Source organism: Dactylosporangium cerinum (assembly GCF_042653625.1).
GTDB classification, from domain to species: Bacteria; Actinomycetota; Actinomycetes; order Mycobacteriales; family Micromonosporaceae; genus Dactylosporangium; species Dactylosporangium cerinum.
Map to the genome: position 1 here is coordinate 54,674 of NZ_JBHSIU010000046.1, position 19,241 is coordinate 73,914.

Here is a 19,241-nt window from a genome sequence, read left to right on the forward strand (position 1 = left end):
GCCACCGTGCTGAGCTCAGCGGATGAGGTGCTCGACGATCGCCGGGTCCTCCGTCCACACCGGGTCGTCCGGGCGCGGGTCGTGGAAGACGATGTCGGTGAAGCCGAGCTCCCGGTACCGCCCGACGAAGTCCTCGAACGCCGCGACGCTGGCCAGGGGCCGCTCCTCGGTGTTGCCGACGAGGTAGATCCGGTCCACGGACTTCGGGTCCCGGCCGATCTCCGCGCAACGCTCGTCGAGGATCGCGGCCTGCTTCCTGACCGCGGCCTCGATCGCGGCGGGGGACTGGTCGGCCGCGTCCGGCTCGCCGTAGGTGATCCACGCGTCGGCGTGCCGGGCGGCGAGGGCCAGGGTCTTCGGGCCGGCGGCCGCGATCGCGAGGGGCAGCCGGGGCCGCTGCACGCAGCCCGGGATCATCCGCGCGTCCTCGACCGTGTAGTGCTCGCCCCGGTGGGAGTACGCCGGCTCGCGCAGCAGCCCGTCGAGGACCTCGACGAACTCGGTCAGCCGCGCGGCCCGCTGCCGCGGCGTGCGCACCTCCTCGCCGAGCACGGTGGCGTCGAAACCGGTGCCGCCGGCGCCGATCCCGAGCGTGAGCCGGCCGTCGCTGACGTGGTCGAGGGTCATCGCCTCCTTGGCGAGGGACACCGGGTGGCGAAACGTCGGCGAGGTGACCATCGTGCCGAGCCGCACCCGGCTGGTGACACCGGCGAGCCCGGTCAGCCACGGCAGCGCGGCGTGCCACGGCCGGTCCCGGTACCGCCGCCACGACAAGTGATCATAAGTCCAGAGGTGTGCGTAGCCGAGCGCCTCGAGATGCCGCGCGCGGGCGACGGTCTGCGGCCAAGGGTCGGTCGGGAGCAGCAGCACACCGAGACGCATGTCGTGATCCTATGCCGGCGACGATCACGACCAGTGCGGCGCCGTACCCGGCGCGCTGCACGACGGACGTCGCGAGACCGAGGTCGGACGCGAGCTGCGTCAACGTGCCGGCGAGGGCGAGGACCAGCCATTCGGCGGGAGCGCCGTACGCGATGAGCATCACGAGCAGCATCGAGTACCACGGGTAGGCGGGTGCGGTGACGAGCAGCGCGGCGGCGACCATGACGGCGGCGCCCCGCCAGGGCCGGTCGGGATCCGCGGTCCGGAGTGCGTACAGCGCGGCCGTGACCAGCAGCAGCACCGCGGCGGGAGCGACCAGCGGCGCCGGTAGCAGCAGGCTCACCAGCGCGAACCGGGACCCGTTCGAGTAACCCTCCTCGTGGAGATAGCCGGGCAGGTAGCCGAGGACCGCGGGGCCTACGGCCAGGATGTGCGGCAGGTAGACGGCGGTGATCGCGCCGGCGGCGGCCACCGCGACGCTCACCGGCCGCCGGCGCAGGACCGCCGGGCCGAGCAGCGCCGGGGTGAGCTTGGTGGCGACGGCCAGTCCGAGCAGCAACCCACCCAGCGCGGCGGCCCGCCCGGTCCGGGCGCGGGCCAGCACGTACAGGGCGGCGGCCGCGACACCGACGGCCACCACGTCGACGTGGGCGTTGTTGCCCGCCTCCAGAGCCACGAGGGGGCACCACGCCCACAGGACGGCGCGGCGCGGATCACGGCCGAGGCGGCGCAGCGCGCACCAGAGCAACACCGCCGTCCCGAAGGCGAACGCGGACATGGTCAGCTGCATCGGGCGTTCCCGGTGGCCGGGCGGCACCGCCGCGAACAGGGCCTCGGCGACCGGCGGGTAGATCGTCGGCACGTCCGGCCGGTTGATCCGCGTGCAGCCGCTGGGCACGCACCAGTTCGAGGCGTCCGGCCACAGGAAGCCGTCGCGCAGGCCGGTCAGCTCCGGCGCCGACGGCGGGAACCGGTACGGGTCGACACCGGCGCGCTGGACCCGGCCGTCCCAGACGTAGCGGTACATGTCGTCGCTGCTGTTCGGCGGTTCGATCGCGGCGGCGAGTGGCAGCGCGGCCCCGCCGAGCAGGACGAGGACGAGCGCGGTGCGGCGGTCGAGGCGGCACACCAGGTAGGCGCCGGCCGCGAACGGCACCCACATCAGCAGGTACCAGCGGCCGGGCAGGAACACCGCAGCGACCGTCGCGACGAGGCACGTGGCCGCAGCGATCCTCCGTGCCGTCACCGTCGCCGCCTGACGTTGGCCGCCGTCCACGCCACCGCCACCGCCCACACCACGGCGAGCACGAGGGCCAGTCCGCGGCCGTAGGACTGCGGGAACGCGGACGGGTTGTCGGCGATCCGGCCGGCCCCGACGATGAACGGCAGCGCCACCACGCTCACCGCCGCGCTGACGACGAGCGCCGCGCGGACCGGGGTGCGTGCCGGTCCCGGCACCCAGCGGGCGAGCGCCGCGCCGGCCAGGATGACGGCGGGGACGACGACGAAGTCGTGCGTGACGAGCAGGACGGCGAGGAAGACCAACTGCCCCAGCGGCTGCGAGCCGTCGTGGGTCAGCCAGCCGTAGGCGCCGTAGCCGGTCACGGCGAGGCCCGCGGCGAGCAGCGCGGCCCTCATGCGGACAGCACGGTGAGGGCACCGACCCATTTCGTCTGCAGGACGCCCGGGCGGTTCGGCGCGATCAGCCGGCACGGGTAGCCGTGGTCCGGGTGCAGCGGCGCGCCGCCGACCCGGAGTGCGAGGAGCGTCAGCGGGTCCCGGGCCGGTCCCGGCTCCAATGTGGACGTCCGGTACGCGCCGGCCGGCTGCAGCGACTCGACGGCGACCGGCAGGTCCACGTCGGCGGCGCCGACGAGCCGGAGCAGGTCGACGACCCGGACCCCGGTCCAGTCGGCGGTGGCGCTCCACCCCTCGACGCACGCGATCGGCAGCGACACGGTGTGCTGCGGCAGCGCCGCCAGGTCGGTGAGGCTGAGCGAGTGCCGGCCACCGGGCCCACTGACGGTCAGCCGGTAGTCCCCGTCCACGGTGGTCACGCCGGCCGCGGCCGCGGTCTTGTTGACCGGCAGGCCCTGCGGGCCGACGTCCGGCAGCCGCGGGGCGAGCACGGACAGGCGCCGCAGCGGCCGGACGGTCTGCCCGACGGTGGCGACGGTGATGACGCCGGCCGCGGCGCCGACGAGCGCGAGGACCCCGCGACGGGACCGGTCCGCAGGCGGCGCCGTGGCAATGACGGGCAGTTTCGCCGCGACGTGCATGAGCATCGCGCCGATCAGCAGCCACGCGGTCCAGTAGTGCGCGCCGACGAACCCGAACGGCATCAGCGGGTACCAGTACGCGATGTTCAGCAGCCCGGTGACGAGTTCGAACAGGGCCGCGCCGGACAGCAGTGCCACCGCACCCCGCTCCAGGGCATGCGGCACGCTGCGGGCCGGCGGCCACGCGAACAGCTTCGGGAACACCGACCACACCTTGGCGGTGAGCAGCGGGAAGCAGGCGAGCCCGGTCGCGATGTGCAGTCCCTGGGTGATGCGGTACAGCTGCACCGGGCGCGCCGGCCAGTGGAACCAGCCGGGTGGGTGCTGGATCGCGTGGCTGAGCAGGCCGGTCGCGAAGCACACGGTGAAGGCCGCCGCGAGCCACAGCCCCAGGTGGGCGGTCAGCCGCGGCGAGCGCAGCGGCGAGGTGAACCGGCGTGACAGCGCGGTCAGGGCGTCAGGTGGGCGAACCATCGGCTGGCCTCCGTCCAGGTCCCGGCGAGCCGCAGCGCGGCGTCGCGTGCGATGGCGGCGATGTCGTCGGCGCTGACGAACGCCCACGCGAAGGTGGTGCTGGTCCGGTCGGCGCCGGTCAGCGCGACGTGCCCGCTCCAGGTCCGGCTGCCGGGCGGGTCGACCTCGACGAGGACGCTGCCGGCGGTGGCGATGAGGGAGTGGCAGCGGCCGAGCAGGCGGGCCGGGTCGCCGCCGATGCCGATGTTGCCGTCGGCGAGGACCGCGCAGGCCCAGCCGCCCTCGCCCGGCAGCGGGCCGAACAGGTTGCCGTGGATGACCGGTGCGCCGCGGCGCCGGGCGTACCGCACCGCCTGCGGGCTGACGTCGACGCCGAGGGCGCGGCGGCCGGTCGCGGCGACGGCCTCGATGAGCCGGCCGGGCCCGCAACCGAGGTCGAGGGTGCCGTCCGCGCACCGGTCGATGAGCTGCTGGTCGCCGGGCCTGGGCCGGCCCGACCAGGCGCCGGCGTCGAGGGCCCGGACCACGGCACCGTCCGGGTCGATCAGGTCCATTGCCGCGTCCTCGCCGCGGGCGGCCCGGCGCAGTGCTGCGCCGTACACCGAAACCGGGGCGTTCATGCAACGGCCACCGATCGCGCGAAACGGCTCTGCGGGCAGTCGGCGACGACGGCCCGCACGTCGGTTGCGGTGTCGACGTCCCGCAGCGTCGGCAGCGTCGCCACCCGCAGGCCGGGCAGCGCGGCCCGGGTCGCCGCCCCGGTGTCCGAAGTGGACATCGGCACGCCTTTCAGTATTCGGGCCATCGCTGGATCCCGGAGGCCGAGTGCCCACCAGCCGCCGTCCTCGGCCGGGCCGAGCACGGCGTCGGCGCTCGCCAGCGCCGCGCACGCCGCCACGATGTGCCCGATCCGCAGTTGCGGGGTGTCCATGCCGACGAGCAGCGTGGCGACGCCCGGCCGCGCGGTGTCGGCGTACGCGGCGGCGAGGCGCTCCCCGAGCCCGTCGCCGCGCTGTGGCCGGCGGTGCCAGCCCGGCGGCGCGGGCAGGTCGCCGTCGACGACGAGGGTCCTTGCGACGCTCGGCGCGGCACTGAGGACGTCGACGGTGTCGGCGAGCATCGCCGCGGCGATCGCGGCGGCCTGCGCCGGCGTGTACGGAGGGCAGAGGCGGGTCTTCACCCGTCCCGGCACGGGGGTCTTCGCGAGCAGCAGCAGCTGCACCGGGGTCGTGGTCATCGGCTCAGCACCTTCGTCATGTCCCGGACGGCCCGGGCGGTGCCGCGGACCGTGCCGGTGACCTTCGACCGGCCGCCGGCGATCCGCGGCGCGTAGTTGATGTCGACCTCGGCGATGCGCCACCCGGCCTCCGCCGCGCGGACCACCATCTCGAGGGGGTAGCCGAACCTGCGGTCCAGCAGGCCGAGCTCCAGGAGCGCTTCGCGGCGGGCCGCGCGCATCGGGCCCAGGTCGTACACCCGGATCCCGGTCGCGTGCCGTAACCGCCACGCCACGACGGCGTTGCCGATCCGGCCGTGCACGGGCCACGCCCGGATGCTCGTCGGGCGGCGCCGGCCCAGCGTCAGGTCGAGCCGGCGGTCCAGGACCGGCTCGGCGACCAGCGGAAGCTGCCGGGGGTCGAAGGAGCCGTCGGCGTCCATGAAACACACGACGTCCGCGGTCGCGGCCTCCAGACCGGCGTGCGCGGCGGCACCGAACCCGCGCCGGGCGGCGTGGACGACCACGGCTCCGTGCGCGGCGGCGATCGCCGGCGACCCGTCGGTGGAGCCGTTGTCGGCGACGACCGCACGGTAGCCGTCCGGCAGCCGGGACAACACCCACGGCAACGCGGCGGCTTCGTTGAGACAAGGCAACACGACATCTGGCACGGATCGGACGCTACCGACGGTGAGCAGGCAAAGATCTTACGTGCAGCGAACCAACCATTACGAACCGCGAACACGGCCGCCCGCCCGGTCCGGCGTTTGCCTAGCGTCAGGGTCATGCGGATTCTCGTCACCGGCGGCGCCGGGTTCATCGGCAGCCACGTCGTCAGCGCCCTGCACGACGCCGGCCACGACGTCGCGGTGCTCGACGCGTTGCATCCGGCCGCGCACAGCAGCCCGGACCCGACGTTCGCGCGGGCGGACGTCCGCGACCGGGACGCGGTCGACGCCGCGCTGGACGGGGTCGACGTGGTCGTCCATCACGCGGCGATGGTCGGCATGGGCGTCGACCTGGCCGACCTGCCGGAGTACGTCGGCTGCAACGACCTCGGCACCGCCGTGCTGCTCGCCGGGATGGCCCGCGCGGGCGTGCGGCGGCTGGTCCTGGCCAGTTCGATGGTGGTGTACGGCGAAGGCGCCTACCGTTGCGCCGCCCACGGACCGACGGCACCCGCCCCACGTGTCGAGGCCGACCTCGCCGCGGGCAGGTTCGAGCCCGGCTGCCCGTCGTGCGGGCACCGACTGGAGCCGGTCGACGTCGACGAGGACGCCCCGCTGTGCCCCCGCAGCGTGTACGCCGCGACCAAGGTGGCCCAGGAACACCTCGTGCAGGCGTGGTCGATCGCCGGGGCGGGCACCGCCGTCGCGCTGCGGTACCACAACGTCTACGGGCCGGGCATGCCCCGCGACACGCCGTACAGCGGCGTCGCTGCCATCTTCCGCTCCGCCCTTTCCGCCGGCCGGGCGCCGCGGGTGTTCGAGGACGGCGCGCAGCGCCGCGACTTCGTCCACGTCTCGGACGTCGCCGCCGCCAACGTCCTCGCCGTCGACGCCACCGCGGTTGCCGGCGGGTTCCGGGCCTACAACGTCGCCTCCGGCCGGCCGGCGACCGTCGCTGCCATGGCCGCCGCGCTCGCCGGCGCCATGGGCGGCCCCGCACCGGTCGTCACGGGCGACTTCCGCGCCGGCGACGTGCGGCACGTGGTCGCCGCGCCGGTGCGCGCCGGCGCGGAGCTCGGCTTCACCGCCCGGGTCGGCCTCGAGGAGGGGATGCGGGACTTCGCGACGGCCGCCCTACGGTCGTAGCGGCTTTGTGCACAGGACGTCCGGGACCGGCAGGTAGCCCAGCCGCTGCCAGAAGCTGAGCCCGGCGGCGTTGTCCGGCAGGACCATGAGGTTGATCCGCGGGCAGCCGAGGAGCGCCAGGCGGCGTTCGAGTTCCTCGACGAGTCGCGTCGCGATCTTCTGTCGTCGTTGATCCGGGTGTACGGCGAGCCGCAGGATCCAGCCCCGACGACCGTCGTAGGTGCCGAGCACCACGCCCGTGACCGCGCCGTCCGCCTCATCCACCAGGAACAGTTCGGGGTCGCGGAGGAGCTTGGCCTCCAGTTCGGCGCGGGGCACGACGTCCCGGCCCGTCGCCGCCCAGACGGAGACGACGGCGTCGTAGTCGGTCCACTGGAACTGCCGGATCATGCGCTGCTCATTTCTGGGCGTACGGTTGAACTGCCAAGGGGGTGGTGTGTCATGATCGTCACCCAGGACACCATGCGGGTGGCCGTGTCGCCGATGTCCGCGTACGAGCATCTGGTGCGGTTCAGCGAATACGCACGCTTCATGTCCGGGGTCCTCGGCGTCACACCGGTGCACGACACCGCGGCGCATCTGTCGCTGGACATCGGCGGGCGGCGGGTCGAGATCGACGCGGTCCTCGCCGACGTCGAGCCGGGCCGGTTCGTCCGCTGGGACAGTGACGCGCTGGTCGAGTCGTTCTGGCTGTCGGCGGCCGGCGACGACGCCACCGACGTCGTGGCGGTCGCGGAGCTGGACGACAGCCTGGTGCGGATGTATGAGCGGCAGCCGGACGCCGCGTTGCACGCCCGGCTGCACATGGACCTCAAGGGATTCAAACGGTTCTGCGAGGAGAGTCGCTGAGACTCAGTAGCGGTAGTGCTCCGGCTTGTACGGGCCGGCCACGTCCACGCCGATGTACTCCGCCTGCTCCTTGCTCAGCTCGGTGAGCCGCACGCCGAGCGCCTCGAGGTGCAGCGAGGCAACCTTCTCGTCGAGGTGCTTCGGCAGGCGGTAGACCTGACGCTCGTATCCGTCCGGCTTCGTGAACAGCTCGATCTGCGCGATCGTCTGGTTGGTGAAGCTGTTGGACATCACGAAGCTCGGGTGTCCGGTCGCGTTGCCCAGGTTGAGCAGGCGGCCCTCCGACAGGACGATGACCGCGTGGCCGTCGGGGAACGTCCACTCGGCGACCTGCGGCTTGATCTCGTTCTTCACGATGCCGGGGACCTTCTGCAGGCCCGCCATGTCGATCTCGTTGTCGAAGTGGCCGACGTTGCCGACGATGGCGTTGTGCTTCATCCGGGCCAGGTCGGCGGCCATGATGATGTCCTTGTTGCCGGTGGTGGTGATGAACAGGTCACCGGTCTCCACCACGTCCTCGAGCCGCACCACGGGCAGGCCGTGCATCGCGGCCTGCAACGCGCAGATCGGGTCGATCTCGGTGACGACGACCCGGGCACCCATGCCGCGCAGCGCCTCCGCGGCGCCCTTGCCGACGTCGCCGTAACCGCAGACGACGGCGAGCTTCCCGGCGAGCATGACGTCCGTGGCCCGGTTGATGCCGTCCAGCAGCGAGTGCCGGATGCCATACGTGTTGTCGAACTTCGACTTGGTGACCGAGTCGTTGACGTTGATCGCGGGGAACAGCAGCTCACCGGACTCGGCGAGCTTGTAGAGCCGCTTGACGCCGTTGGTGGTCTCCTCCGTGACACCGCGGATGCCGGCGGCGATCTTGGTGAAGCGCCGGTTGTCCTTGGCGAGGCTGTCGGCGAGGGTGCCGAGGACCAACGCGAACTCCTCGGAGTCCTCGGCCGTGGGCTGCGGCACCTGACCGGCTGCCTCGAACTCGACGCCCTTGTGCACCAGCAGCGTGGCGTCGCCACCGTCGTCGACGATCATGTTCGGGCCGAGGCCGTCACCGAAGTCGAACAGCTGGTCGGTGCACCACCAGTACTCGGCGAGGGTCTCGCCCTTCCACGCGAACACCGGCGTGCCCTTGGGCTCCTCCGGCGTGCCGTCGCGGCCGACGACGACCGCGGCGGCCGCCTCGTCCTGGGTGGAGAAGATGTTGCAGGAGACCCAGCGGACCTCGGCGCCGAGCGCGACGAGCGTCTCGATGAGCACCGCGGTCTGCACGGTCATGTGCAGGGAACCGGCGATCCGCGCGCCCCGCAACGGCTGCGCGTCGGCGAACTCCCGCCGCGTCGCCATCAGGCCCGGCATCTCGTGCTCGGCGAGGCGGATCTGGGTGCGGCCGGCGGCCGCCAGGGACAGGTCGGCAACGGCGAACTCGATCCCGTTGCGCGTCTGCAGGAACTTGTGCATAGCCTAAGGTCACCTCCCGGTGACAGGAGGCGCCCTTGGGTCAAGGGTAGTCAACGGCCGAGCGTGGCGAGCCCTTCAGGGCTCGTCGCAGCGCCTCTCGACCGCGACCGCGACGTTTTCAGCCGCGATTGGATTCGACGGTACCGTCTCGCTCGGCGTCGCCGCAACCGAGTGTGCGGTAGACGTCACGGAGCAGGTCACCGACCTCGAACCGGCCGGCGGTCAGCCCCAGGTGATCGAGCTGGTCGAGGATGGCGTCGCTGCGGATCACGGTGCCGGGCAACGGTTCCGCGGGTTTCGGCAGTCTCGGGCCGGCGGTCCAGAACCCTGCGCTTGTCGTGTTCTCCGGCGGCGCTTCTCTGTTGCCGACGTGGCGCAGCGCCGACACCCGGTGCCCGCGGAGCTGTTCGAGCAGTTCGTCGCGGCCCTTGCCGCGCCAGGCGAGGATCTGGAACGGGTCGCTGTCGAACTCCTCGGCCAGGACGTAGCAGGCGGCCGTGAGGTGGCGGCACGGTTTCTGCCAGCCGGGGCAGTCGCAGTCCAGGACCAGCTCGGCGAGGCTCTGCGGGAACAGCGACAGGCCAAAGGAGTCCAGGAGGTTCTGCAGATCGTCGGGCAGGTGGCCGGCCAGCAGTTTGGCCGCGTAACGCGCCTCTTGCGACAGGGCGCGCTCGATGCGGGCCCAGTCCGCGGCGGTGAACGCCTTGGTGCCGATCCGGGACCGGTACGTCCCGCCGTCCTCGTCGAGCACCAGCGCGGTCACCACGCTGCTGGAGATGGTCAACGAGCGGACGTTGCCGGCGCGGGCGTAGCGGCGGCCGACGGAAAATGTCGTACCCATCCGCAAGGATTCCAACATGGCGATGAACTGGTGGGACCATCTGGTGTCATTCATCGATCGCCTCCGGCCGCAGCGTCATCAGGTCCAGGAGGTCGTCGGTGGACAGACCGGTGAGCCAGCCCTCGCCGCTGCCGACGGCGACCCCGGCGAGGGTCCGCTTCTCCGCCATGACGGTGTCGACGCGCTCCTCGATGGTGCCGACGCAGACGAACGTGTGGACCTGCACGTCGCGGCGCTGCCCGATGCGGAAGGCACGGTCGGTGGCCTGCTGCTCGGTCGCCGGGTTCCACCACCGGTCCACGTGCACGACGTGGTTGGCGGCGGTGAGGTTGAGCCCGGTCCCGCCGGCCTTCAGCGACAGCAGCAGCACCCCCGGACCCTCCCCGGACTGGAACCGCTGCACCATCGCGTCGCGGGCGCCCTTCGCGGTGCCCCCGTGCAGGAACTCGACCCCGGTGCCGAGCCGCGCGGCGAGGTAGGGCGTCAGCAGGTGGCCGAACTTGGCGAACTGGGTGAAGACCAGCGCCCGGTCCCCGGCGTCGAGCGCGGCCGTGAGGATCTCCTCGAGGCGGGCCAGCTTCCCCGACCGTCCCGCGAGGGGCGTGCCGTCACCCATCAGGTGCGCCGGATGGTTGCAGACCTGCTTGAGCTTCGTCATCGCCGACAGCACCAGGCCCTTGCGCTGGTCGCCGGCCCGCCCCTCGCGCAGCTTGACGAAGAGCTCGTCGACGACTGCCTTGTAGAGCGTCGCCTGCTCCAGGGTGAGGTTGCACCACTGGCGGCGTTCGAGCTTGTCGGGCAGGTCGGCGATGACGGCCCGGTCCGTCTTCACCCGCCGCAGCAGGAAGGGCCGGGTGACCCGGCGCAGCCGGGCGGCCGCGTCGGCGTCGGCGTAGCGCTCGACCGGCACCGAGTAGCGGGCCCGGAAGATGCTCGCCGGCCCGAGAATGCCGGGGTTGAGGAAGTCGGCGATCGACCACAGCTCCGTGAGCCGGTTCTCCACTGGCGTGCCGGTGAGGGCGACCCGGTGCCGCGCCGGGATCTCCCGCACCGCCCTGGCCGCGGCGCTGGTGCTGTTCTTCACGTGCTGCGCCTCGTCGAGCACGATCCGGTCCCAGTCCCGCGCCGCGAGCCGGTCCACGTCGCGGGTGGCCACCTGATAGGTGGTGAGGACCAGGTCCACGTCGTCCCGCAGCATCCGTTCGGTGCCGTGGTGCACCGCGACCCGCAGCCCCGGCGTGAAGCGTTCGATCTCGCGCCGCCAGTTGCCCAGCACCGACAGCGGACACACGATCAGCGTCGGCGGCCGGCGTCTCTGGTCGCGCAGCAACGCCTCGAGGGCGAGGACCTGCACGGTCTTGCCGAGTCCCATGTCGTCGGCGAGCAGGGCACCGACCCCGAGCCCGTCCAGGAACGCCAGCCACGACAGCCCCTTGCGCTGATACGGGCGCAGGGTCGCGTTGAGCGAGGCCGGCGCGTCGAGCAGCTCGAGACGCTCCACGGCCCGTCCGGTCAGCAGGTCCGCGAGCCACCCGGTGCCGTCGACGCCGGTGACCGGCAGCGGCAGGTCGCTCTCCGGGATGAGCCGGACGAGCCGCATCGCCTCGCCGGCCGACATGTGCCCCTGCCCGCCGCGGGCGAGGAACGCGAGCCCGGCCCGCAGCCGCTCCCGGTCCAGGTGCACCCAGCGGCCCCGCAGCCGCACCAGGGGCACCTTCGCCCGGGCCAGCTCCTGCAGGTCCGCCTCGCTGAGGAACTCGTCGCCGATCGCCAGACCCCACCGGTAGCGCACGATCGCGTCCCGGTTCGCCGTGGTGTCCCGCAGCACCGGGCTGGCCGGCTGCGCCGTATGCGTCGTCAGCGTCAGCCCCAGGTCCTGCCGCCGCTGCCACTGCGCCGGCAACAACACCCCGAAGCCCGCGTCGTGCAGTATCCCCGCGTGCCGCAGGAAGTCGTAGGCACCGATCGTGTCGAGCCGCAGGTGCTCCGGCCGGGCCTGGTGCAGCGCCTCGTCCAGCTCGGCCCAGAGCCGGCTGGCCCGCCCCAGGTCCTCCAGCAGCACGTCCTGCGGGTAGTCGACCCACCGGAAGAGCGGCGACGACGCGTCCAGCCACACGTCCTGCGCCGGCACGAGCAGCCCGGGCTCGGCGACCGGCTGCAGCAAAAACTCCACCAGCCACCCGGATGCGTCCCGCCCGTCGTCCACCCGCACCGCGCCGCCCCGGGCCGGCCCCGGGCCGTCGTCCTCGCCGTCGTCGAACTCCTCGACGAAGCTCAGCCGGAAGCACAACCGCACCGCCGCGGGCCGCCCGCTCGCCGCCCACCTGCGGATCGTGTCACGCACCCGCCGCACGTCGGTGCTCTCCCGCACCACCCGGCCACCGTTGCCCGTCGGCTCGTCGGTGCGCTGGCCGGGTGCGATGGCGGTGCCGCCGTGCCACCCGCCGCCGTCCTGGCCGCTGCCGCTCCCGCCGTCCTGCCCGCTGCTGTTGCTCTGCCCGGTGTCGGTGCTCTGCCCGGTGTCGTGGCCGTCCTGTCTGGTGTTGCCGCCGTCCTGGCCGCTGCCGCTGTTCTGCCTGGTGTCGCGGCTGTCCTGACTGGTGTTGCGGCCTGGTCTGTCGGTCGGGTTCGGCGCGGTGTTCGGGCGTTCGCGCAGGGCTGCGTCGGGGCCGGTGAGCGCGGCCAGCCAGGCACGGACGGTGCCGTCCTGGCGGACCTGACCGTCGGCGAGGATCGTCCGGTCGCCGAGGGCTGCCCGCACGAGCGCGTCGACCTGGAAGTGCAGCGCCGCCCGGACCGCCTCCTCCGCGGTCCAGTCACCGGCGGCGCAGGCAATCCCCGGCATCGCGCGCCACAGGGCCTCGAACGTGACGGCGTCGTCGCCCCACAGCACGGGGCGCCAGCGGGCCTCGATCGGGTGGTCGAGCAGGTCGGGCAGGACCCGCCCGCGGCGCACCAGGTCGGCGGCGAAGGTCACCAGGTCCGTGAGCGCGCCGATCGACGCACCCGGCCGGACGTCCTCCACCGGCCCTCGGCCAGGGCCCGCCGTCGGCCCGCCGGTGAGGGCATCCGTTCCACCGGCCAGGGCGGCCAGCCCACCGGTGAGGGTGTTGATGTCCGTGATCGGCACGGTCTCGGGCGCTGGGCTGTCGATGTCCGTGATCGGCACGGTCTCGGGCGCTGGGCTGTCGATGTCAGCGATCGGCACGGTCTCGGGCTCGGGGGCGTCGAGGTCCGTGACCGGCAGGGGCTCGAGCTCGACGCCGGCCGCGACGTGCACCACGGGGACGGTCCACAGCATCGTCCGGGAAGCGTCTGCCGGTGCAAGGGCGGACAGTTCCGGCGACGGAGCGGGACGGGCGCCGACCGTGGGCAGCGCCAGATCGGCGGTGCCCACCGCACCGGAAATCGGCGGCAGCGTCGCGAACGGGTGCGGGATTGCCCGCCGCGGACGGCGCTGCAGACCCGAGCCGGGGCCGGCGGGCGTCTCCGCCCAGCAGGCGAGCCGGCCTTCCGTGGTGATGACCCCGTGCACGACGTTCACCTGAAGACCGTACTGCGTGCCGCGCCCACACCGACGCCGCCGCCCGCGCACGTCCACGTGGGTGGCTTCGTTGATGACAACCGGCCCACTCGAAGCGCCTCTGCAATGCCACCGATGCCGGTGACGTGGGGCCCTTCCATGCGCGACGATCATCCGATCGACCTGCTGGTCGCCGCGGTGGAAGGAGCGGCGCCCGCCTCGATCGCCTTGACGTCGCGGTCAGGGCTGTCGGGTTCTTCCGCGACGTGGTCGTCCACGCGGCCAGCCGGCGACTTCGGTCACCGTGGAGATCCTCACGCTGCGCTGAGAGCGTAAAGGTTCACGATCGTGGATTGCCGGGTGGTGCGGGGGTGTGGTGTCCGGTTAGGTGGGCAAGATGGCGCAGCGGGGGCTCGGCCGGCGGTTCAACCAGTTGTGGGCGGCCGTGGCCGCGGGCAATCTCGGTGACGGGGTGTATCGGGTCGCGATCGGCCTGCTGGCCGCGCGGCTGACCAGCGACCCGTTGGCGTTCTCGGTGCTGACCGCGCTCGGGTTCCTGCCGTGGCTGGTGCTCGGGCTGCCGTCCGGGGTGCTGGTCGACCGGTATGACCGTCGTCGGCTAGCGCTCCTCGTCGGTGTGGTCCGCACCGGGGTCCTCGCGGTGCTGCTCGTCGCGGTCGCCGCCGATCGGGCTTCGTTGTGGCTGCTGTACACGGTCGTGCTGGTGCTGGGCTCCTGCGAGACCGTGTATGACAACGCGGTCGGCTCGATGGTGCCGGCCGTGGTGGGTGACCGGGAGCGGCTGGAGACCGCGAACGGCAGGCTGCTGGGCGCGGAGCTGGTGGCGCAGAGCTTCATCGGGCCGCCGCTGGCCAGTGCCGTGTTCGCGCTGCTGGCGGGGGCCGCGTTCGGGATCAACGTGGCGTGTTACGCCATTGCGGTGGTGCTGATGCTGGCGTTGCCCGGCACGTACCGGGCGACGGCCGGGCAACCGGTGCGGATGGTGCAGGCGATGGGGCAGGGGTTGCGGTTCGTGCGTCGCCACTGGGTGCATCGGAACCTGCTGTCCGTGGTCGTCGTGCTGGGGTTCGCCAATGCCATGTCGACGGCGCTGGTCGTGCTGTGGAGCCGGGAGACGCTCGGGGTGCCGGAGGCGGCGTTCGGGTTCTTCCTGCTGACGTCGGCGGTCGGCGCGCTGGCCGGCAGCCAGAGCGCCGCGTGGGTCGCGGCGAGGGCCGGGCGCGGCCGGACGATGGCCCTCGCCGCGATCGTCACGGGGCTGGGCCTGCTGCTCGCGGCCGCCACCCGATCGGTGTATGTCGCGGCGCTCGGGTGGGCGCTCACGGGCTGGGCGATCCTCGTGTGGAACGTGGTGTATGGCTCGCTCCGGCAGCGCCTGACCCCGGACGCGCTGCTGGGCCGCACCATCGGCATCTACCGCGTGTTCGCCTGGGGCGTGATGCCCCTGGGCGCGCTGGCCGGTGGCGCGCTCGCCAAGGTCGGAGCCGGCGACCTGCGCACCCCGATCCTGGTGGGTGCGGTGCTCACGCTCGCCGCGGGTGGGTATGCCGCCCTTCAGTTCAGCAACGCCCGCATCGACGCCGCGGTCGCCGAGGCCGACAAAAACGCCGAAGAAGGCAGAACGGCCGAGGAGGGCGGAAACGATGAGGAAGGCAGAAACCCCGGAGAAGTGAGAACCGCCGAAATCGGCGAGGATGCCGGAACGGGCGAAGCCGCGGTCAGTGGTGGTCGCGGCGCAGCGTGATTTTGGTGGCGCGGGTCGGTGGGGCCGGCTGGGTGCTGAAATACGCGAGCAGAACGCACGTCAGCGGCGCCTCCGGGGCGGTGATCCGGTGGGCGGTCACGTGCGCGGAGTCCCAGTGGATGCGGGGCAGGTCCTGGCTCGGGCCGAAGCAGGCGTCGAGCTCGGCCCGGGTGAGGGCCGGCTCGGTGAAGTGGATGACGACGGCGGACAGGCCGGCCCGGTCGAAGGACAGTTCGAGCCGCGCGGTGCCGGGCGGGCTCGGCTGCACGAACAGCCGGCCGAAGTCGTCCTGCGTCGGCGCCGGCAGCCCGAGCAGCGCGGCGACCTCCGCCGGGTGCTCGGTGGTGACCCCGCAGATCCGCCGTGACCAGGTCCACAACAGATCCGTGGTGATCGGGCGGGCGATCAGGTCGAGCAGGTGCGCGGGCGCCGGCGGGCGGCGCCACACCGTGGGCCAGTCGTCCAGGTCGACCAGTTCGGACCCGTCGACGATGAGGGTGTACAGCGGCTCCGCCGGGAAGTCGTTGACCCGCACGGTGAGGGTGCGACCGTCGACCTCGGCGTGATACGGGAACTCGCCGTCACCCGAGTGCTCCCACCGGATGGGTGTGGCGGTCAGGTCGCTCATGACAGGGAGCCCTCAAAGACGCGAGACAAAGTGGACCCGGACAGCGTATGGGGTGTCCGCAAGCCCACACTTGAGCGGCGTCACAAACCGGCCCGGAAACCGCCGCGCGGCGCTAGCGTCGCAGGTGCCATGCGCAGACATGTCATGTGGGCGATCGGGCTCACCGCGTACATCATCGCCGTGTTCCACCGGTCCTCGCTCGGGGTGGCCGGGGTGGCCGCGGCGGACCGCTTCGGGGTCGGCACGTCCCTGCTGGCGCTGCTGTCCGTGGCGCAGCTGGCCGTCTACGCCGGCATGCAGATCCCGGTCGGGGTGCTGCTGGACCGGTTCGGGTCGCGGCGCATGCTGGTCGGCGGCGGGCTGCTCATGGTGGCCGGGCAGCTGCTGTTCGCCTACGCCCACGACATCGGTCCCGCGATCGCGGCCCGGGTGCTCATCGGCGTCGGCGACGCGATGACGTTCATCAGCGTGCTGCGGGTCGTCGCGATGTGGTACCCGCCGCGCCGCAACCCCTTGATGGTGCAGCTCACCGGCATGGTCGGGCAGCTCGGCGCGCTGTCGTCGGCGGTGCCGCTGGTGGTGCTGCTGCGGGACGCGGGGTGGACGGCCACGTTCGTCGGCGCGGCCGGGCTGGGCGCCGCCGCGATCACCCTGGTGGCGTTCACGCTGAAGGACTCGCCCGAGCCCGAGACCGAGAGCGACACCGAGGCCGAGGCCGACACCGAGGCCTACACCGACACCGACACCGACACGAGGTCGGGGCGGGCAAAAGCCGCGAAAGGCGCCGACACGGGGCTGAAGCGCTCCTGGGAGCACCCCGGGACGCGGCTCGGCCTGTGGACGCACTTCGTGGCGCAGTTCTCCGGCAGCGTGTTCGCGCTGCTGTGGGGGTATCCGTTCCTGACGCAGGGCGAAGGCCTCGACCCGGCGACCGCGGCGCTGCTGCTGTCGCTGCTGACCGTCGGCGGCATCGTCCTCGGGCCGGTCGTCGGGCACTTCTGCGGGCGGCTGCCGTATCACCGCTCGACCCTGGTGCTGGGCATCGTGGCGAGCTCGGCGCTCGCGTGGACCGTGGTGCTGCTGTGGCCCGGCCGGGCGCCGGTCGCCGTGCTCACCGGGCTGGTCCTGGTCCTGGCCGTGAATGGGCCCGGCTCGATGATCGGGTTCGACTACGCGCGATCGTTCAATCCGGCGGCGCGGATCGGCGGGGCGACCGGCATCGTCAACGTCGGCGGGTTCGCCGCGTCCATCGTCGTGATCATCGGCATCGGGGTGCTGCTGGACCTGCAGACCCGCGACGGCGCCGCCCACCCGACGCTCGGGGCGTACAAGTGGGCGTTCGCCATCCAGTACCTGCTGTGGGGGCTCGGCGCGGCCCAGGTGTGGCGCTACCGGCGCACCACCCGGCGCATCATGCGGCCGGAGCACCTCGCCGCGATGCGCCGCGGCGAGGCACTGCCGGTCACGCCGTAGCCAGCGTCCGCCACAGGAACTCGAACGCCAGGGCCCACTTGAACGCCAGCTGCGCGTTGTCCGCGGCGCCGCCGTGGCCGCCCTCGATGTTCTCGTAGTAGCTGACGTCGTGGCCGTGCTCGCGCAGCCGGGCGACCATCTTGCGGGCGTGGCCGGGGTGCACCCGGTCGTCACGGGTCGAGGTGGTGATGAGCGTCGGCGGGTAGGGCACGCCCTGGCGGATGTTCTGATACGGCGAGAACAGCCGCAGGTACGCCCAGTCGTCGGCGACGTCGGGATCGCCGTACTCCGCCGTCCACGACGCCCCGGCCAGGAGCAGGTGGTAGCGGCGCATGTCCAGCAGCGGCACCGCGCACACGATCGCGCCGAACAGCTCCGGGTAGCGGGTCAGCATGACGCCCATGAGCAGGCCGCCGTTGGAGCCGCCCTCGATGCCCAGCTGCGCGCGGGTGGTGATGCCCCGCTCGACGAGGTCGGTGGCGACCGCGGCGAAGTCCTCGTAGGCGCGGGGGCGGTTCTCCCGCAGTGCGGAGCGGTGCCACTGCGGACCGTATTCGCCGCCGCCACGGATGTTCGCCACCACGTAGGTGCCGCCGCGGGCCAGCCAGCCGCGGCCGATGATCGCGCTGTAGGACGGGACCCGCGACACCTCGAAGCCGCCGTAGCCGCTCAGCAGCGTCGGTCCCGGCCCGGCGGACGGGTCGCCGACGACGAAGTACGGCACCTGCGTGCCGTCGGCGGAGGTGGCGAAGAACTGCCGGGTGGTGATCCCGTCGGTGGGGAAATAGGCCGGGCCCTGCTTCAGCGTGGTCGGCGGGTCGCCGCCGAGGACACCGTGGCGCAGCGTCGGCGGGAGCGTGAAGCCGCTGGACAGCAGCAGGTACTGCTCGTCGGCGTCGGCGTTGGTGTTCCACACGTCGGTCTGGCCCAGCTCGAGGCCGCCCAGCACGGTGCGCTCCCAGCTGCCGTCCACGAACGTCAGCAGCTCGAGGCGGCTCTGCACGTCGGCGAGGAGGACCAGGATGAGCCCGTCGTGGGTCCAGTCGCTGTAGGACAGCGACGTGTGCGGGTCGGGCGTGAACAGGGTCGTCAGGTCCCGGCTGCCGGCGAGGAACGCGTCCAGGTTCACGATGAGCAGCGACCCGGCCGGGTGGGTGGTGCCGCCGACGGCCCAGTCGGTGCGGACCCGGATGAGCAGCCAGTCGCGGTGCAGGTCGACACCGGCGTCGTCGGGCACGTCGAGCTTCGTCAGCACACCCCCGGCGAGCAGGTGCCGCTCGGCGTGGAAGAAGTCCAGCGACCGGCGGATCACGGCCCGCTCGCCGGCGGCGGACGGGTCGCTGGACGCGCGGACGGACACGTCGTCGTCGGTGCCCTCGAAGACCACCGGGGCCTCGGCGAAGGGCGTGCCCCGCCGCCACCGGCGGACCTGCCGCGGGTAGCCCGACGAGGTCATCGAGCCCGGCCCGGTGTCCGTGCCCACGAAGATCTCGTCGATCGAGATCCAGCTGACGTCGCTCTTCGCCTCGGGCAGGAAGAAGCCGTCCGCGACGAACTCCTTGCGGTCCAGGTCGAACTCGCGCACGACGGCGGCGTCGGCGCCGCCGCGGGACAGCGACAGCAGCGCCCGGTGGTCGCCGGCGAGGGGGCCGCGGCGCAGGTAGGTGGCGCCCTGCCAGACCCAGTTCTCATCCTCGGTGGCGGCGAGCGCGTCGAGGTCCAGGACCGTGTCCCAGGTGGGTTCGCCCGTGCGGTAGTCCGCCAGCGTGGTGCGCCGCCACAGGCCGCGGGGGTGGGCGGCGTCCTTCCACAGGTTGTAGACCCGTTCACCGTGCCAGGCGATCATCGGGATCCGGTCGTCGGCGTCCAGCACGATGCGGATCTCGTCGCGCAGCTCGGCGAAGCGTGCCTCGCCGGTGAGCGCGGCGACGGTCTCGGCGTTGCGGTCCCGGACCCAGGCCATCGCATCGGCGCCGTCGACCTCCTCGAGCCAGAGGTGGGCGTCCTCAGCGGTGATCGTGTCGGTCATCCGT

17 protein-coding genes are annotated in these 19,241 nt (G+C 72.8%); 4 read left to right on the forward strand and 13 right to left on the reverse strand.

The window, feature by feature from the left end:
- Positions 1–15 precede the first annotated feature (15 nt).
- From ACFPIJ_RS34045 to ACFPIJ_RS34075, 7 genes are read right to left on the reverse strand one after another with little or no spacing between them, the layout of a single operon-like run.
- On the reverse strand, positions 16–882 hold the full coding sequence (locus ACFPIJ_RS34045) for an LLM class flavin-dependent oxidoreductase (RefSeq protein ID WP_380121307.1): 867 nt from the start codon (positions 880–882) through the stop codon (positions 16–18).
- Complete coding sequence (locus ACFPIJ_RS34050; RefSeq protein WP_380121309.1) at positions 779–2,128, reverse strand: glycosyltransferase 87 family protein; 1,350 nt, start codon at positions 2,126–2,128, stop codon at positions 779–781. The genes ACFPIJ_RS34045 and ACFPIJ_RS34050 overlap by 104 nt, the downstream gene beginning before the upstream one ends.
- Positions 2,125–2,520: a hypothetical protein gene (locus ACFPIJ_RS34055; protein ID WP_380121311.1), complete on the reverse strand. Its 396-nt coding sequence runs from the start codon at positions 2,518–2,520 to the stop codon at positions 2,125–2,127. The genes ACFPIJ_RS34050 and ACFPIJ_RS34055 overlap by 4 nt, the downstream gene beginning before the upstream one ends.
- Positions 2,517–3,635, reverse strand: coding sequence for a molybdopterin-dependent oxidoreductase (locus ACFPIJ_RS34060; protein WP_380121312.1), 1,119 nt, complete (start codon positions 3,633–3,635; stop codon positions 2,517–2,519). Before ACFPIJ_RS34060 ends, ACFPIJ_RS34055 begins: the two co-directional genes overlap by 4 nt.
- On the reverse strand, positions 3,611–4,255 hold the full coding sequence (locus tag ACFPIJ_RS34065; RefSeq protein ID WP_380121314.1) for a methyltransferase domain-containing protein: 645 nt from the start codon (positions 4,253–4,255) through the stop codon (positions 3,611–3,613). Before ACFPIJ_RS34065 ends, ACFPIJ_RS34060 begins: the two co-directional genes overlap by 25 nt.
- Positions 4,252–4,872, reverse strand: a complete 621-nt coding sequence (locus ACFPIJ_RS34070) for a TIGR04282 family arsenosugar biosynthesis glycosyltransferase (RefSeq protein ID WP_380121317.1) — start codon at positions 4,870–4,872, stop codon at positions 4,252–4,254. Before ACFPIJ_RS34070 ends, ACFPIJ_RS34065 begins: the two co-directional genes overlap by 4 nt.
- The gene (locus ACFPIJ_RS34075) at positions 4,869–5,522 is read right to left on the reverse strand and encodes a glycosyltransferase family 2 protein (RefSeq protein WP_380121319.1); all 654 of its coding nucleotides are present in this window, start codon (positions 5,520–5,522) and stop codon (positions 4,869–4,871) included. Before ACFPIJ_RS34075 ends, ACFPIJ_RS34070 begins: the two co-directional genes overlap by 4 nt.
- 114 nt (positions 5,523–5,636) lie before the next feature.
- On the opposite strand from ACFPIJ_RS34075, the gene ACFPIJ_RS34080 reads away from it, so the two are divergent.
- Positions 5,637–6,665: an NAD-dependent epimerase/dehydratase family protein gene (locus ACFPIJ_RS34080; RefSeq protein WP_380121321.1), complete on the forward strand. Its 1,029-nt coding sequence runs from the start codon at positions 5,637–5,639 to the stop codon at positions 6,663–6,665.
- On the opposite strand, the gene ACFPIJ_RS34085 is transcribed toward ACFPIJ_RS34080, so the two are convergent.
- A complete protein-coding gene (locus ACFPIJ_RS34085) occupies positions 6,654–7,055 on the reverse strand; it encodes a GNAT family N-acetyltransferase (RefSeq protein WP_380121323.1) in 402 nt (133 codons plus the stop codon). The two genes, ACFPIJ_RS34080 and ACFPIJ_RS34085, sit on opposite strands and share 12 nt — an antisense overlap.
- Positions 7,056–7,106: 51 nt before the next feature.
- Here ACFPIJ_RS34085 and ACFPIJ_RS34090 point away from each other — a divergent pair, with 51 nt between their 5' ends.
- Positions 7,107–7,514: a hypothetical protein gene (locus ACFPIJ_RS34090; RefSeq protein WP_380121326.1), complete on the forward strand. Its 408-nt coding sequence runs from the start codon at positions 7,107–7,109 to the stop codon at positions 7,512–7,514.
- 3 nt (positions 7,515–7,517) lie between these two features.
- Here the strand turns inward: ACFPIJ_RS34090 and ahcY are convergent, their stop codons facing one another.
- The 3 genes from ahcY to ACFPIJ_RS34105 all read right to left on the reverse strand — a co-directional run bounded on the left by ahcY (position 7,518) and on the right by ACFPIJ_RS34105 (position 13,363).
- A complete protein-coding gene (gene ahcY, locus ACFPIJ_RS34095; RefSeq protein ID WP_380121328.1) occupies positions 7,518–8,978 on the reverse strand; it encodes an adenosylhomocysteinase in 1,461 nt (486 codons plus the stop codon).
- A gap of 118 nt (positions 8,979–9,096) precedes the next feature.
- A complete protein-coding gene (locus ACFPIJ_RS34100; RefSeq protein ID WP_380121329.1) occupies positions 9,097–9,819 on the reverse strand; it encodes an SWIM zinc finger family protein in 723 nt (240 codons plus the stop codon).
- A gap of 46 nt (positions 9,820–9,865) precedes the next feature.
- The gene (locus ACFPIJ_RS34105; protein ID WP_380121331.1) at positions 9,866–13,363 is read right to left on the reverse strand and encodes a DEAD/DEAH box helicase; all 3,498 of its coding nucleotides are present in this window, start codon (positions 13,361–13,363) and stop codon (positions 9,866–9,868) included.
- A 376-nt stretch (positions 13,364–13,739) separates the two neighbouring features.
- On the opposite strand from ACFPIJ_RS34105, the gene ACFPIJ_RS34110 reads away from it, so the two are divergent.
- Entirely contained in the window at positions 13,740–15,107 is a 1,368-nt protein-coding gene (locus ACFPIJ_RS34110) for an MFS transporter (RefSeq protein WP_380121334.1), read from the forward strand.
- Here the strand turns inward: ACFPIJ_RS34110 and ACFPIJ_RS34115 are convergent.
- Complete coding sequence (locus tag ACFPIJ_RS34115) at positions 15,082–15,735, reverse strand: hypothetical protein (RefSeq protein ID WP_380121335.1); 654 nt, start codon at positions 15,733–15,735, stop codon at positions 15,082–15,084. The genes ACFPIJ_RS34110 and ACFPIJ_RS34115 overlap by 26 nt on opposite strands.
- A gap of 129 nt (positions 15,736–15,864) precedes the next feature.
- On the opposite strand from ACFPIJ_RS34115, the gene ACFPIJ_RS34120 reads away from it, so the two are divergent.
- A complete protein-coding gene (locus ACFPIJ_RS34120; protein ID WP_380121338.1) occupies positions 15,865–17,208 on the forward strand; it encodes an MFS transporter in 1,344 nt (447 codons plus the stop codon).
- Here the strand turns inward: ACFPIJ_RS34120 and ACFPIJ_RS34125 are convergent.
- Positions 17,198–19,237 (reverse strand): prolyl oligopeptidase family serine peptidase, encoded by a 2,040-nt coding sequence (locus tag ACFPIJ_RS34125; protein WP_380121340.1) that lies wholly within the window; start codon positions 19,235–19,237, stop codon positions 17,198–17,200. The two genes, ACFPIJ_RS34120 and ACFPIJ_RS34125, sit on opposite strands and share 11 nt — an antisense overlap.
- Positions 19,238–19,241: the final 4 nt, after the last annotated feature.

What these genes read in the sequence shown, in the direction of transcription:
- ACFPIJ_RS34125 (WP_380121340.1), bottom strand. Translation starts at nt 19,237, where the DNA reads ATGACCGACACGATCACCGCTGAGGACGCCCACCTCTGGCTCGAGGAG.
- ACFPIJ_RS34060 (WP_380121312.1), bottom strand. Translation starts at nt 3,635, where the DNA reads ATGGTTCGCCCACCTGACGCCCTGACCGCGCTGTCACGCCGGTTCACC.
- ACFPIJ_RS34090 (WP_380121326.1), top strand. Translation starts at nt 7,107, where the DNA reads ATGATCGTCACCCAGGACACCATGCGGGTGGCCGTGTCGCCGATGTCC.
- ACFPIJ_RS34070 (WP_380121317.1), bottom strand. Translation starts at nt 4,872, where the DNA reads ATGACCACGACCCCGGTGCAGCTGCTGCTGCTCGCGAAGACCCCCGTG.
- ACFPIJ_RS34100 (WP_380121329.1), bottom strand. Translation starts at nt 9,819, where the DNA reads ATGGGTACGACATTTTCCGTCGGCCGCCGCTACGCCCGCGCCGGCAAC.
- ACFPIJ_RS34120 (WP_380121338.1), top strand. Translation starts at nt 15,865, where the DNA reads ATGCGCAGACATGTCATGTGGGCGATCGGGCTCACCGCGTACATCATC.
- ACFPIJ_RS34115 (WP_380121335.1), bottom strand. Translation starts at nt 15,735, where the DNA reads ATGAGCGACCTGACCGCCACACCCATCCGGTGGGAGCACTCGGGTGAC.
- ACFPIJ_RS34055 (WP_380121311.1), bottom strand. Translation starts at nt 2,520, where the DNA reads ATGAGGGCCGCGCTGCTCGCCGCGGGCCTCGCCGTGACCGGCTACGGC.
- ACFPIJ_RS34065 (WP_380121314.1), bottom strand. Translation starts at nt 4,255, where the DNA reads ATGAACGCCCCGGTTTCGGTGTACGGCGCAGCACTGCGCCGGGCCGCC.
- ACFPIJ_RS34080 (WP_380121321.1), top strand. Translation starts at nt 5,637, where the DNA reads ATGCGGATTCTCGTCACCGGCGGCGCCGGGTTCATCGGCAGCCACGTC.
- ahcY (WP_380121328.1), bottom strand. Translation starts at nt 8,978, where the DNA reads ATGCACAAGTTCCTGCAGACGCGCAACGGGATCGAGTTCGCCGTTGCC.
- ACFPIJ_RS34110 (WP_380121334.1), top strand. Translation starts at nt 13,740, where the DNA reads ATGGCGCAGCGGGGGCTCGGCCGGCGGTTCAACCAGTTGTGGGCGGCC.
- ACFPIJ_RS34085 (WP_380121323.1), bottom strand. Translation starts at nt 7,055, where the DNA reads ATGATCCGGCAGTTCCAGTGGACCGACTACGACGCCGTCGTCTCCGTC.
- ACFPIJ_RS34045 (WP_380121307.1), bottom strand. Translation starts at nt 882, where the DNA reads ATGCGTCTCGGTGTGCTGCTGCTCCCGACCGACCCTTGGCCGCAGACC.